General features: G+C 64.8%; 15 protein-coding genes and 1 tRNA gene. 6 read left to right on the top strand and 10 right to left on the bottom strand.

Translation table 11 applies throughout. From position 1 onward, the window contains the following. Positions 1-16 precede the first annotated feature (16 nt). Together BZF61_RS13970 and bfr are read left to right on the top strand one after the other, a co-directional pair. Positions 17-208 (top strand): (2Fe-2S)-binding protein, encoded by a 192-nt coding sequence (locus BZF61_RS13970; RefSeq protein ID WP_086620001.1) that lies wholly within the window; start codon positions 17-19, stop codon positions 206-208. A gap of 146 nt (positions 209-354) precedes the next feature. Further along, complete coding sequence (bfr, locus tag BZF61_RS13975) at positions 355-837, top strand: bacterioferritin (RefSeq protein ID WP_086620002.1); 483 nt, start codon at positions 355-357, stop codon at positions 835-837. A gap of 6 nt (positions 838-843) precedes the next feature. On the opposite strand, the gene BZF61_RS13980 is transcribed toward bfr, so the two are convergent. From BZF61_RS13980 to BZF61_RS13990, 3 genes are read right to left on the bottom strand one after another with little or no spacing between them, the layout of a single operon-like run. Continuing rightward, on the bottom strand, positions 844-1,350 hold the full coding sequence (locus tag BZF61_RS13980; RefSeq protein ID WP_086620003.1) for a DUF2721 domain-containing protein: 507 nt from the start codon (positions 1,348-1,350) through the stop codon (positions 844-846). Positions 1,351-1,357: 7 nt separating this feature from the next. Beyond that, on the bottom strand, positions 1,358-2,770 hold the full coding sequence (der, locus tag BZF61_RS13985) for a ribosome biogenesis GTPase Der (RefSeq protein WP_086620004.1): 1,413 nt from the start codon (positions 2,768-2,770) through the stop codon (positions 1,358-1,360). Between the two features lie 52 nt (positions 2,771-2,822). Next, positions 2,823-3,131 carry a DUF3297 family protein gene (locus BZF61_RS13990; RefSeq protein ID WP_086620005.1) on the bottom strand — a complete coding sequence of 103 codons (309 nt, stop codon included), beginning with the start codon at positions 3,129-3,131 and terminating at the stop codon, positions 2,823-2,825. A 130-nt stretch (positions 3,132-3,261) separates the two neighbouring features. Between BZF61_RS13990 and BZF61_RS13995 the strand changes: the two genes are divergently transcribed. Both BZF61_RS13995 and tig read left to right on the top strand, forming a co-directional pair. Beyond that, positions 3,262-3,346: transfer RNA gene (locus BZF61_RS13995), tRNA-Leu, on the top strand. Positions 3,347-3,409: 63 nt separating this feature from the next. Next, positions 3,410-4,969 carry a trigger factor gene (gene tig, locus BZF61_RS14000; RefSeq protein ID WP_086620006.1) on the top strand — a complete coding sequence of 520 codons (1,560 nt, stop codon included), beginning with the start codon at positions 3,410-3,412 and terminating at the stop codon, positions 4,967-4,969. Positions 4,970-4,989: 20 nt separating this feature from the next. Here tig and BZF61_RS14005 read toward each other — a convergent pair whose 3' ends face one another. Further along, positions 4,990-6,534 (bottom strand): amidase, encoded by a 1,545-nt coding sequence (locus BZF61_RS14005; protein WP_425429633.1) that lies wholly within the window; start codon positions 6,532-6,534, stop codon positions 4,990-4,992. A gap of 155 nt (positions 6,535-6,689) precedes the next feature. Between BZF61_RS14005 and clpP the strand changes: the two genes are divergently transcribed. Then, positions 6,690-7,394 (top strand): ATP-dependent Clp endopeptidase proteolytic subunit ClpP, encoded by a 705-nt coding sequence (gene clpP / locus BZF61_RS14010; RefSeq protein ID WP_086620007.1) that lies wholly within the window; start codon positions 6,690-6,692, stop codon positions 7,392-7,394. A 198-nt stretch (positions 7,395-7,592) separates the two neighbouring features. After that, entirely contained in the window at positions 7,593-8,858 is a 1,266-nt protein-coding gene (clpX, locus tag BZF61_RS14015) for an ATP-dependent Clp protease ATP-binding subunit ClpX (protein ID WP_086620008.1), read from the top strand. Between the two features lie 543 nt (positions 8,859-9,401). On the opposite strand, the gene BZF61_RS14020 is transcribed toward clpX, so the two are convergent. The 6 genes from BZF61_RS14020 to BZF61_RS14045 all read right to left on the bottom strand — a co-directional run. Then, a complete protein-coding gene (locus tag BZF61_RS14020) occupies positions 9,402-9,956 on the bottom strand; it encodes a fasciclin domain-containing protein (RefSeq protein ID WP_425429634.1) in 555 nt (184 codons plus the stop codon). Positions 9,957-10,124: 168 nt separating this feature from the next. Beyond that, a complete protein-coding gene (locus tag BZF61_RS14025) occupies positions 10,125-10,904 on the bottom strand; it encodes an anti-sigma factor (protein WP_086620009.1) in 780 nt (259 codons plus the stop codon). Continuing rightward, positions 10,901-11,488, bottom strand: coding sequence for a sigma-70 family RNA polymerase sigma factor (locus BZF61_RS14030; RefSeq protein WP_086620010.1), 588 nt, complete (start codon positions 11,486-11,488; stop codon positions 10,901-10,903). Before BZF61_RS14030 ends, BZF61_RS14025 begins: the two co-directional genes overlap by 4 nt. Next, positions 11,488-12,429 carry a cation diffusion facilitator family transporter gene (locus BZF61_RS14035; RefSeq protein ID WP_086620011.1) on the bottom strand — a complete coding sequence of 314 codons (942 nt, stop codon included), beginning with the start codon at positions 12,427-12,429 and terminating at the stop codon, positions 11,488-11,490. The genes BZF61_RS14030 and BZF61_RS14035 overlap by 1 nt, the downstream gene beginning before the upstream one ends. A gap of 7 nt (positions 12,430-12,436) precedes the next feature. Beyond that, positions 12,437-13,009, bottom strand: coding sequence for a monofunctional biosynthetic peptidoglycan transglycosylase (mtgA, locus tag BZF61_RS14040; RefSeq protein WP_086620012.1), 573 nt, complete (start codon positions 13,007-13,009; stop codon positions 12,437-12,439). A gap of 174 nt (positions 13,010-13,183) precedes the next feature. Next, on the bottom strand, positions 13,184-13,524 hold a 341-nt coding region (locus BZF61_RS14045), incomplete at its 5' end, for a transposase (RefSeq protein ID WP_143736936.1).

Below are 13,524 nucleotides of genomic sequence, written 5' to 3' on the forward strand. Positions count from 1 at the left end.
AAAGATTCGCGCGCCCATGTACATCTGCATCTGCAACGCCATCCGTGAGATTGATTTGCGAAAGGCGGCTCTGGCCTGCGATGGCGATGCCGAAGCGACCTATGCCTGCCTCGGCAAGCGCCCCAATTGCGGCCAATGTCTTGAAGAAGCGCAGGAAATCATCGACGCGGAACGAGCTGCCGCCAAGTGCGAGGAATTCGCAGTATAAGCGCCGCGAGACGCGATTGCGAATATCTCGCAAACCGCTGATTCGTAAAGAAATTTCCCTGATGCACCTTGCGGATATGGCCCGGTAGCGTCTATCTACCAGGCAATGCCGCCAACCGGCTTTGACATTTCGCAAGGAGCTTTCCGATGAAGGGCGACCCGAAGGTCATCGACTATCTCAATCAGGCGCTCACCAACGAGCTGACCGCCATCAATCAATACTGGCTCCATTACCGGGTGCTCGACAACTGGGGCCTGAAAAAGCTGGCCGCCTACGAGCGCAAGGAATCGATCGAGGAAATGGAGCACGCCGACAAGCTGGCCGAGCGCATCCTGTTTTTGGAAGCGCTGCCCAACTTTCAAGCGATCCACAAGCTCAAGGTGGGCGAGACGGTCGAGGAAGTGCTCAAGGCCGACATGGCGCTCGAGAACGAGGCGATCCCGCTCCTGCGCGATGCAATCGAACATTGCGAAAGCGTGCGCGACTATGTCAGCCGCGATCTTTTTGCCTACATCCTCACGAACGAGGAAGATCACGTCGATTTCATCGAAACCCAGTTCGAGCTGATCAAACGCATGGGGCTGCAGAACTACTGCCAGCTGCAAAGCGCACCCGCAGGCGATTGCTGACCGGCGTCACTCCTTCGCAGGCTGGGCGCTGCGTGCGGCCAGCCGCGTCTCCATCAGGAAGAAGCCCAGCCCCGTCACCAGCAGCACCATCGTGAGCACCCAGAGCGCGGCGATCACCGTGCCGATCTGTGCGGCGATGTAGGCCGAGATGAACAGCAGGCCGATCACGAGGCTGATGATGACGGCCGCCGCGGTCGAGAAGAAAATCGCGCCCTGCGCCAGCTTGCGCCGCTGTTTGAGCCACACCAGTTCGGCCGCGCGCCAGCTGTCAGGCTGTTCCCCGCGGGCGCGCGCATCCTCGATCTTCTCGACCCGCTGGGCGATCCAGATCATCCGGCTCATCACCACGTTCATGATCGCTCCGATACCCGAGAGCAGGAAGGCAGGCGCGAGGCTCAGCTGCACCACTTGCTGCACCCTCGGAGTGGATGCGGTGCGCTCGATGATCTCGAAGGCGAAGGGCGTTTTATGCGCGGCCTCGAAAGCGGCGGCGGCAAGCAGATCGAGCAGCATCGCGGCGCTAGTCCTTGGCGTAGGGGTTCTTGTTGGTTTTGAGCGTCACGCGCACCGGCACCGCCTCGAAGCCGAGCTTGGCGCGGATGCCGTTGACAAGGTAACGCTCATAGCTCTTGGGCAGCAGGTCGAGCCGGGTGCCGAAGATCACGAAGCGCGGCGGACGGGTGCCCGCCTGGGTGATGTAACGCAGCTTGATGCGCTTGCCGCCGGGGGCGGGGGGCGGGTTGGCTTCGAGCGCGTCGTCGAACCAGCGGTTCAAGGCCGCAGTCGGCACGCGCTTCGACCATGCCTCGCGCAGTTCGAAGGCGGCACCGATCATCTGGTCGAGCCCTTTGCCGGTCTTGGCTGACACGGCGAACAGCGGCAGGCCGCGCACCTGCGCCAGGCCATCATCGAGCGCGGCGCGGATGCCGTTGAACAGCTTGCTCGCGTCCTCGGCCACATCCCACTTGTTGATCGCCACCATCAGCGCCCGGCCCTCTTCGAGCACCAGCGACGCGATCTTCAAGTCCTGGTGCTCAAGCCCCTGCGTCGCGTCGAGCAGCAGCACCACGACTTCGGCGAAGTCCACCGCCCGACGGGCATCGGCGACCGAGAGCTTTTCGAGCTTTTCGGTGACATTGCGCTTCTTGCGCATGCCCGCCGTGTCGATCAGCCGGACATCGCGGGTCTTGCCCGACTTGGGATCGGTCCACTGCCAGTCGATTGCGATCGAATCGCGGGTGATACCGGCCTCCGGCCCGGTCAGTAGGCGCTCTTCGCCGAGCAGCCGGTTGATGAGGGTGGATTTGCCGGCATTGGGCCGGCCGACGATCGCGAGCTTTAGTGGCACGTGATGGCGCTCCTCCCCTTCCGGCGCGCCCATCTCGGCGCGCAGCGCGTCCTGTGCTGCCTCCCAGGCTTGCGCCTTGGCACCGATGATCGGCCACAGTCCGCCGAACAGATCGGCGATGCCCTCGCCATGCTCGGCCGACATGGCCAGCGGTTCGCCAAGGCCGAGTGCATAGGCTTCCATTGCCCCGCTTTCTCCGGCTGCGCCCTCGGCCTTGTTGGCAACGACGACCACCGGCACGTCCTGTTCGCGCAGGTAGCGGGCGATTTCCTCGTCGAGCGGGGTAAGGCCGGCGCGCGCGTCGACCACGAAGATCGCCGCGTCCGCCCCCGCAAGGCTCGCCTCGGTCTGCTTGCGCATCCGCCCGGGCAGCGAGAGTTCGTCCTCGTCCTCCCAGCCGGCGGTATCGACCACGGTGAAGTGTAGCCCGGCGATCACCGCATCGCCCATCCGGCGGTCGCGCGTCACCCCGGGTTGATCGTCGACCAGCGCGAGTTTCTTGCCCACCAGCCGGTTGAACAGGGTGGACTTGCCGACATTGGGACGGCCGATGATGACGACTTCGGGCTTCTTGGGGAGCGACATGATGCCGCCCAAGTGGGCGCAAACGCCTCTTTTGGCAAGCTTGGCCCTCGGCTCAGCCCTTCTGGGCGACCGGCGGGTTCTCGCCCAGATCTTCGTACCACGCCTCGACCGGGCCGGTGAGCTTGATCGTTAGCGGCTGGCCTTTGCGGTCCACCGTCTTGCCGGCCTGGACACGCACCCAGCCTTCGGAGATCGAATATTCCTCGACATCGGTGCGCACCCGGCCCCGGAAGCGAATGCCGACACCGCGCCGGAGCTTCTCCGCATCGAAGAACGGACTGCGCGGATTGACCGACAAGTGATCGGGCGGAACGTCCGGGCCGGCGCTGGCGGGGGCGGTTGCAGGGGTCTCTTCAGTCATGGCCGCGCCCTTAATCCGGCTTTGCACGCCCGACAAGCGTGTTGCGCTTGCCCTTTTGGCTTGCGGGGGATAAGGGCACGCGCTGATACGCGCGGGGGGCCATGCTTCCCGCGCCGCTTCGTTCGGGCATGCGGGCGTGGCGAAATTGGTAGACGCACCAGATTTAGGTTCTGGCATCGCAAGATGTGGGGGTTCGAGTCCCTTCGCCCGCACCAATTCGCCCCCAGCCTGTCCCGGCCTTTCGGAATTCTATCATAGAAGGCTTCAGACCAGTTCCCATGCACACCAAGCAGACCGTCAACGAAGGGCTCAAGCGCGCCTATCTGATCACGATTCCGGCTGCCGATCTCACCGCAAGGATCGATGCCGAGATCAAGAAGGTGGCGCCGCAGGTGCGGATGCCCGGCTTCCGTCCGGGCAAGGTGCCGGCCAATCTCGTCAAGAAGATGCATGGCGAAGCCCTGCACGGTCAGGTGGTGAACGACACCATCCGCGAATCGGTCGAAAAGCTGCTGCGTGACGAAGGGCTGCGCCCGGCGATGCAGCCGGAAGTGGGCCTCAACCCGGACTACGCGCAGGGCAAGGACGCCGAGATCACCGTCAGCCTCGAGGTGTTGCCGGCGATCGAAACGCCCAGCATCGACGGTCTGAAGCTCGAAAAGCTGGTCGTGCCGGTCACCGAAGCGCAGGTCGACGAAGCGCTCGCCAACATCGCCCGCCAGAACAAGAGCTACAAGGACGCGCCCAAGACCAGGAAGGCCGCCGAGGGCGATCAGCTGATCATCGATTTCGTCGGCAAGATCGACGGCGTCGAGTTCGAGGGCGGCAAGGCCGAAGACGCGGCGCTGGTGCTCGGCTCGGGCACCTTCATCCCCGGCTTCGAAGACAGCCTCAAGGGCGTGAAGGCCGGTCAGGAAAAGACCATCACCGTCACCTTCCCGGAAAACTACCAGGCCAAGCATCTCGCCGGCAAGCAGGCGACCTTCGACGTCACCGTGAAGGCGGTGAAGGTCGAGACCGAGACGACCGTGGATGAGGAGTTCGCCAAGAGCCTCGGACTCGACAGCCTCGAGAAGCTGCGCGAGATCATGAAGGCACAGCTCGAGCAGCAGACCGCCGGTCTCACCCGCACCCAGATGAAGCGCGCGCTGCTCGATCAGCTCGCCGCGGGCCACAGCTTCGAAGTGCCCGGCACCATGGTGGAGGCCGAATTCCGGCAGATCTGGGCCCAGCTCCAGCAGGAAGCTGCGCGCGAGGACGATCCGGCCGCTGCGCTCAAGCAGATCGAGGATGAAAAGGACGAATACCGCGCGATCGCCGAGCGCCGCGTGCGTCTGGGTCTGCTGCTTTCGGAAATCGGCCAGGCCAACGGCGTGGAGGTGACGCAGCAGGAAATGACGATGCTGGTTCAGCAGGCGGCAATGCAGTACCGCGCCGAGGATCGCGAGCGCTTCGTGCAATATATCCAGTCCGATCCGATGGCCGCCGCCCAGCTGCGCGCTCCGCTCTACGAGGACAAGGTCGTCGATTTCCTGTTCGAAAAGGCCGAAGTCACCGAACGTGAGGTGACCATGGACGAACTTCAGGCGGCCATCGAGGCCGACGCGACCGTCGATGCCGCTGCGGCCAAGAAGGCGCCCGCCAAGAAGAAGGCCCCGGCCAAGAAGAAGGCCGAAGCCAAGGCCGAGGTAGCCCCCTCTGCGGAAGCCCCCGCCGAGGATAAGCCCGCGGCGAAGAAATCGCCTGCCAAGAAGGCTTCGCCCAAGAAGGTTGAAGCTTCCGAGGAAAAGCCCGCCGCCAAGAAGGCCCCGGCCAAGAAGGCAACGGCGAAGAAGTAATCTCGACCAGGCGCTGCGGCTTACCGTTCGGTCGCGCGCCACGGCCGGAATTTGGGCGCGGGCAGCTTGGCTGTCCGCGCCCTTTCGTAGGCTGCGCCCGCCTTCAGCACGGCGTGATCGTCCCATTTGGCGCCGAGGATGCTGAGACCCACCGGCAGGCCCTCGATCGTACCCATCGGCACGGTGAGGTGCGGGTAGCCGGCGATTGCCGCCGGGCCGCCGAAGCCGATCGAAGCGTTGTAATTGTCGCCGTTGATGAGATCGCTGGCCCAGCTCGGCCCGTTCGTCGGGGCGATAAGGAACTGCACCTTGTTGTCGGCCAGCAGCTTGTCGAGCGTTTCCGGCCCCGCGATCCTGAGCGCGTTGGTGCGTGCGGCCTCATAGGCGGCGCGATCGGTGGAGCTTTCGGCCAGTTCGAACAACTCCTGCCCAAACCAGCGCAGCTCCTCGTCCGCGTGGGCCTTGTTGAAAGCGATGATGTCCGCGAGGCTGCGCGGTGTCGGCCCGGCCCTGAAGGCGGGGATCGCGCCGAGATATTTGCCGAGCTCCTCGCGCAGCTCGAACATCATCACGGTGAAGCTGTCGCGATACATCGTCTGGTCGGGCGTGAAGCTTATGTCGATCAGCACCGCTCCGGCGCGTTCGAGATCCTTGAGCGCGCCATCGAACACGCTGGCGAGATCGGCGCGGTTGCCGATCTGGTCGCGCAACACGCCTATCCGCACACCCTGTAGCGAGTAGGTGTCGAGCCCCTCGGTATAGTCCTTCACCCGTTTCGCCGCGAGAGTCGCCGGATCGGCCTTGTCGGGGCCGGCGATCGCGCCGAGCAGCAGCGCCGCGTCCCGCACGGTGCGGGTCATCGGTCCGGCCGTGTCCTGCGTCGAGGAGATCGGCACCACATGGGTGCGGCTGACGATCCCGACGCTGGGCTTGAAGCCGACGATGCCGTTGATGCTGGCCGGGCAGGTGATCGATCCGTTGGTCTCTGTTCCGATCGCGCCCCAGGCAAAGCCTGCCGCCACTGCCGCAGCGCTGCCGGACGAGGAGCCACAGGCATTGCGGTCGATCGCGTAGGGGTTACGGGTCAGCCCGCCGACGGCGCTCCACCCGCTGGTTGATCTATCCGAGCGGATATTGGCCCATTCGCTGAGGTTGGTCTTGCCCAGCACCACCCCGCCGGCTGCCCGCAGATTGGCGATCAGCGGCGCATCGCGCCCGGTCATGTTGTCTTTCAGGGCCAGGCTGCCCGCAGTGGTGGCAAATTCGCGGGTTTCGATATTGTCCTTCACCAGCACGGTGCGCCCGTGCAGCGGCCCGGTATGGGCGAGCTGACGCGCCTTGACCGGGGCGGTCGGATCATAGTCGATGACTGCATTGAGGCGCGGCCCGTTATCGTCGAGCGCCTGAATGCGCAGGACATATTCGTCCACCGCAAGCAGCTCGCTCATCGCTTCGCGGTCGGGCATCGTCTCGCCAGGCCGGGGCGAGGCTTGCGCAAAGGCTGCGGCCGAGGTGGTCAAAAGGACGGCAGCGAGCGTGCCTCGCGCAAGGGTGAGCGTCATCATTGCCCGCAGGTTTGCCCGCTTTTTGCAGCAATGCAAGGCGCCTGATTGCCCGACAGCAGCGCGCAATTCACAGGCGAAACGGTAAACGTCCTTGAAATTGCCCCGCTGCCTCCGACATAGCCTTGGCGACAAGTCACGAAGGATACCCATCTCCCATGATCGATGTGCTCGGCAACCACGGCGAAACCTATGGCGCGCAAGGCCAGTTCACGCGCGATCCCCTGACCGGCGCGCTGGTGCCGGTGGTGGTTGAGCAGACCAGCCGGGGCGAACGCAGCTTCGACATCTTCAGCCGCCTGCTGCGCGAACGCATCGTGTTCGTGACCGGTCAGATCGAGGACACCATGGCGAGCCTGATCATCGCCCAGCTGCTGTTCCTCGAAAGCGAAAACCCCTCCAAGCCGATCGCGATGTACATCAACTCGCCCGGCGGGGTGGTGACGGCGGGCCTCGCGATCTTCGACACCATGCAGTACATCAAGCCGCGCGTGTCGACCGTATGCATCGGGCAGGCTGCCTCGATGGGCAGCTTCCTGCTGGCTGCGGGCGAGCCGGGGATGCGCATTGCGCTGCCCAACGCGCGGATCATGATCCACCAGCCTTCGGGCGGGGCGCGCGGGATGGCCTCGGACATCGAGATCCAGGCGCGCGAGATCCTGCGCATCCGCAGCCGGATGAACGATCTTTACGTCAAGTTCACCGGCCGTAGCCTCGAGGAAATCGAAAAGGCAATGGACCGCGACACCTTCCTCGAAGCCGAGGAGGCCAAGGCCTTCGGCCTGGTCGACAAGGTGTTCGAGACCAGGCCCGACAACGAGGAAACCGGCCAGGAGGGCGGTTCGGGCGGGGCCCCTGAGTAAGGCCATCGCCCCGCACTTGCCCCGCGGCGGAACAGCAACCCGATACCCAGGTGTTTCCCGCTATTTCGTGGCCCCAAGCTCCGCCCCGGAGCGATTAAAACCTTCGCCATGTGTTGATTCATCCGGCGCCATGGATACATTTGCCGAATCCGTTCGTGCCATAGCAATGCTATCGTCCGCGGATTCGAGGACACAGGAATGACAAAATTGAGCGGATCCGACAGCAAGAGCACCCTCTACTGCAGCTTCTGCGGAAAGTCCCAGCACGAGGTGCGCAAGCTCATCGCCGGCCCCACGGTGTTCATCTGCGATGAATGCGTCGAGCTGTGCAACGACATCATCCGTGAGGAAACAAAGGCGGGGATCGCCGGCAAGAAGGAAGGCGAGATCCCCACGCCGATGGACATCTTCACCACTCTGAACGATTACGTGATCGGTCAGGACCGGGCGAAGCGGGTGCTCGCGGTCGCGGTGCACAACCACTACAAGCGCTTAAAGCACAGCGGCAAGGCGGGCGATGTCGAGCTTGCCAAGTCGAATATCCTGCTGATCGGGCCGACCGGTTCGGGCAAGACCCTGCTTGCCCAGACGCTGGCGCGCACCTTCGATGTGCCCTTCACCATGGCCGATGCCACCACGTTGACGGAAGCGGGTTACGTGGGCGAGGATGTGGAGAACATCATCCTCAAGCTGCTTCAGGCATCCGATTACAATGTCGAGAAGGCCCAGCACGGGATCGTCTATATCGACGAGATCGACAAGATCAGCCGCAAAGCAGAAAACCCTTCGATCACCCGCGACGTTTCGGGCGAGGGCGTGCAGCAGGCGCTTCTCAAGCTGATGGAAGGCACCACCGCCTCGGTGCCGCCGCAGGGCGGGCGCAAGCATCCGCAGCAGGAATTCCTCCAGGTCGACACGACCAACATCCTGTTCATCTGCGGCGGGGCCTTTGCCGGGCTCGACAAGATCATCGCTGACCGCCTCCAGAAGCGCAGTATCGGCTTCGGCGCGCATGTCGCCGATCCCGACAAGCGCCGGGTGGGTGAACTGCTCGAAAAGAGCGAGCCGGAAGATCTGCTCAAGTTCGGCCTGATCCCCGAATTCGTCGGTCGTCTGCCGGTGATCGCGACGCTGCACGATCTCGACATTCCGGCGCTGGTGACGATCCTCAAGGAGCCGAAGAACGCGCTGGTCAAGCAGTACCGCAAGCTGTTCGAGCTTGAAGATGTGGAGCTTACCTTCACCGACGACGCGCTCCAGGCGATCGCCGAGCGCGCGATCAAGCGCAAGACCGGTGCGCGGGGCCTGCGCTCGATCGTCGAAGGCCTGCTGCTCGACACGATGTTCGATCTGCCCGACATGGAAGGCGTGACCGAAATCGTGATCGACCGCGAAGTGGTCGAGGGCAAGAAGGAACCGGTCCGCGTGATCGGCGGCGAAGAGAAGAAGGAAGTGGCGGCCTGATCCTTCGCGGCGCCTCCGCCCTGGCGGCTGGGTGCACTGCTGTTCAGGCCTCCGCCGACAGAGTCAGACCTTGAACTGAAAAGCCGACGCCGCCGAAGTGAAACGCCCGTTCGGACAAGCGGTCCATCGGTGGGAATGCGTGGCTCGTATGCGGCTGCGAGGACGGAGCAAGCATCGTCATCGTCTCGGCCGAGGGCAATCCCGCCTCACCCTTGGTCTTCTCGTTCCTCCGGGATTTGCGGGGTCAGCATCACCTGAGAGGCGAGGGCAATGGTGACGAGATCGGATCCAAGGCAGATCTCGACGCGCTCAGCGCATGGAGCCGCAAAGATATTGAGCAGGCACGCAAGCGCGCAATAGCCGCGACCGCTGCCGCAATGGGAGCGCCAACCCCCTAGTCTCGCTGACCGACCCCCTCAACCAATCAAAAAAAAGCCCCGTCCGGCGCTGGAGGAACGCCGGACGGGGTCGCAAGCAGCACCGCCCCTCGGGGTGGAGGGGATGGGGAAACAGGGGGCGGTGCTAGCCGTTGAGCGCTCTCGATCAGGCAGGCAGGAACACGCCATCGGTAACGTGGATTACCCCGTTCGAGGCCATCACGTCGGCCTGGGTCACGGTGGTTTTGCCGCCCTTGGCATCGCTGATCACGACCTTGCCGCCATCAAGCATCGCAGTTAGCGTGCCGCCCTGCAACGTGGTGAGGGTGGCCTTGCCGCCATTGGCGTTGATCAGCTTGACGAGGTCACCCGCAGTCACCTTGCCGGCGACCGCGTGATAGGTGAGGATCGCGGTCAGCGTGCCCTTGTTCTCCGGCTTTACCAGCGTTTCGACCGTGCCGGCGGGAAGCTTGGCAAAGGCCGCGTCGGTCGGCGCGAAGATGGTGAAGGGGCCGGGGCTCGACAAGGTTTCGACGAGGCCCGCGGCTTTGACAGCGGCGACGAGCGTGTTGTGCGCGCCGGTGCTCACAGCGGTTTCGACGATGTTCGGTGCCGCCTTGGCTTCCATTTGGTTGTCGGCCAGCGCGGGCATGGCGACAAGGCCGGTCATCGCGGCGAGCGCGGCAGCGATGATCGCTGTGAGGGTGGTCTTGGGGGTCACAGGGGGTTCTCCTCTTGGGGGTGCGTCACGACTGCAAGCTCTCCCGCTTGCCTAGACAGCTACGCAGCACCGCGAGCCGAGGATGCACATTTTTTGCTAATGCGGATGAATTGCCGTTAACGCAGGGTGAAGCGAGGGCGCGTCGGGGTCCCGGCTCGGCCATCCGGCTCAGACGGTGGTGAAGGCGCCGCTGGCCACCACTGGGCCGGCATCCACGCCTTCGGGCTTGCCGCCCAGGGGTTCACGGGTGAGTATCAGCCGCGATCCGTCATGCAGCGCGGCGACGACGTCCCGTGGCAGCGTCATGCTGCGCACCTTGCCCGGCACAACCACGCCGAGGGACATTGCCGCCCCGCCGTTTTCGGGCACCAGCCACAATTGGTGATCGTGCACCCCATCGGGGGTGAGACCGATTGCGGCGACCAGCATCTTCCCGCTTTCCGGGATATAGGTCACATCGAGCCGCAGCCCGGTGTCACCGATCGGCACGGTTGCCACCATCGGCGCCGCCTCAGCCAGCTGGGCCGGTGCGGTGCCGGGAGCGGTCAAAGGCGTCTTGTCCGGGGCAAAGGCGAACAGGGCCAGGGCCACGGCCGCCGCTGCCGAAGTCAGTCCGGCGGTCCATTGCCAGCGCCGCAGCCGCGCCTTCAGCGCGGCCACCTCGCCGGGCGTCGCCGCCCCAGCCGCTTCGCCAGCCGGCATTCCGATGCGTGCGGCGATCGCGTCCCATACATGCGCGCCTGGCTCTGCTGCTCCGGCCATTTCGTCGGTCCACGGCGCGAACCAGTTGTCCCACCAGTCCTTGCGCCAGGCGAAGTCCGGATCGGTCGCGTATTTGCCGCGCGCGGCGAGCAGTTCCTCGCCTTCGAGCAGGCCAAGCGCCCATTCGGCGGCGAAAGTGGGATCGTCGCGCATCGGCTCGGACCCGCTGTCTTCGGGCCGGCTCATGCCGCCTCGCTCGCTTCCAGGCACGCGCGCAGGCGTTGCAGCCCGCGGCGGATCCAGCTTTTCATCGTGCCGAGCGGAACCCCGGCCTGCTCGGCCAGCTGGGCGTAGGTCTTGCCGTCGAAAAACGCGGCGCGGATATGGCTCTGGGTGCGCTGATCCAGCCCGGCGATGCACTTGTGGATCTGCGCGGTCCGCTCGGCATCGACCAGCAGCGCGTCTGCCAGCGGGCTTTCGTCGGGCAGCGGGGCGGCTTCCTCGATATCCACCGCGCTGCCGCGCACCTTGCCCGTGCGCAGCCGGTCGATCGCGCGGTTACGGGCAAAGGTCGCCAGCCACGAAATCGGGCTTGCCCGCGCGGGATCATAGCGGTCGGCCCGCTGCCAGAGATTGACATAGACGTCCTGCAAGGCGTCCTCGGCTTCCTTCCTGTCGCCCAAGATACGCAGGATGATGCCGAAGAGCTTCACCCGCGTGAGGCGATAGATTTCTTCGAGCGCCGCCTGATCGCCCGCGGCAAGGCGCTCCATCGCCTCGTGCAGCGCCGCGCGCGCCTTGTCGCTGCTGGGGCGCGGGCGGGCGGCCATCAGCCAAGCGCCTCGCAGGACGGCTGGCAGGCAGTCTCCCCGCTTTCGATCTGGAGGGTCGCGTGGTTCACCCCGAAACGGGTGCGCAGGCTTGCGGCGATCTCGTGCATGAAGGCGTCGGAAGCGGGGCGCTGCGGCATCACCAGATGGGCAGTGAGCGCGGTTTCGGTGGTCGACATCGGCCAGACGTGGAGATCATGGACCGCCGCCACGCCCTCGAAGCCGGCGAGATGGCGGCGCACCTCGCCAAGGTCGATGTTCGCGGGCGCGGCGTTGAGGCTCATCGCCACGGTGTCGCGCGCCAGACCCCATGTGCTCCAGCCGATCACCGCAACGATCGCGAGGCTCACCGCAGCATCGATCCAGACGCGCCCGGTCAAGAGGATCGCCGCCCCTGCCAGAACCACGCCAAACGAGACCGCGGCATCGGCGGCCATGTGCAGATAGGCACCGCGGATGTTGAGATCCTCCTGACTGCGCATGAACAGCATGGCAGTCAACGCGTTGATCGCGATCCCGATCCCGGCGACCGCCATCATCGCCGTGGCTTGCGGTGCCTGCGGCGTGGTGAGGCGGTGGAAGGTCTCGAACAAGATCGCCGTGATCGTCACCGCCAGCAACAGCGTATTGGCGAGCGCGGCGAGGATGGTCGATGACTTGTAGCCATAGGTGAAGCGCCCGGACGGTGGCCGGCGTGCCGCAATCGCGGCGATCCATGCCAGCGCGAGGGCCAGCACGTCGGACAGATTGTGCCCGGCATCGGCGACCAGCGCCATCGAATCGTAGAGCAAGCCCGCCACCGCCTCGACCACGACGAAGCCGGTGTTGAGGACGATGCCGACCACAAAGGCGCGGCCGAAATCGGCGGGGGCGTGGTGGTGCTGGCCCCCATTCGTGTGCCCGTGGCCATCATCGTGGTTATGAGCGTGCGCGCGATCCATTGCGGGTCTAGTTGTAGACGCAGGCATCGAGCCCGTCACGCCTGACGATGCCGATCCGGCCTTCGATGCGGTTGCCGTGGCGCGCGAGCCACCCGCGCGGGCCTTTCACCGCACGCTTCTTGGGGCTGGGCAGGGCGGCGGCCATGCGGCTGGCCTCGTCGGCGGAAAGGCGCGCGGCGGATTTGCCGAAATAGCGCTGCGCCCCGGCCTCGGCGCCATAGGTGCCGATCCCGGTTTCGGCGACGTTGAGATAGACTTCCATGATCCGCCGCTTGCCCCACACCGCCTCGATCCAGAAGGTGAACCAGGCTTCCAGACCTTTCCGGAAGAACCCGCCGCCCTGCCACAGGAACACGTTCTTGGCGGTTTGCTGGCTGATGGTCGATCCGCCGCGGATACGTCCTCCGTTCTCGGCGGCCTCCATGTTCTCCCGCATCGCCTGCTCGATCGCTTCGGTGTCGAAGCCGAAATGCTGGCAGAAGCGCGAATCTTCTGCCGCGATCACCGCGTCGACCAGATTGCGGTCGATATTGTCGAGGCTTTCCCAGTCCTTGGTGATACCGTTTGCGTCCATCAGCATGGTCGCGGTGACGGGGACGGGGAGCCATTTGGACACCTCGAAGAACCTGCTGTTTTCGGCCTGATGAGGGCGCGGATGGTCTGATCGCGGTCTTTTGTGCGTGAAGGCTGGCCTTTTCGGCCTGGTTTCCGCGGTTTTCGGGGCCTGAGTGCCGCTCAGCAGTCCGTTTTCGCGCTATGCAGGCGCACCTTGCCCCTCGAGCCAGGCGAGGCGCTGGAAGTTATAGGCAAGGTTGGCCATGCCGATCTTGATCCGGGCTCTGGCGATGCCGATGGTGCGGATGAACAGCCCCATGCGGTGCTTCTGACATGCGAACACGTGCTCGACCGCCGAGCGCACAGCGGAGCGCTTGGCATTGGCTCTGGCGATGTGTTTGGGCAGCGGCCGACGCGGCGTGCGCTTCTGGTGGATGTGGCTCTTGAACATGCCCCGCTCGAGGAACGCCTCGTTCTTCTTCGAGCGATAAGCGGTGTCCGCCCATACGCCCGAACCGGTATTCTGCTTGCTGATGAGGT

It is taken from the genome of Erythrobacter tepidarius, from assembly GCF_002155695.1.
Lineage (GTDB): Bacteria > Pseudomonadota > Alphaproteobacteria > Sphingomonadales > Sphingomonadaceae > Erythrobacter > Erythrobacter tepidarius.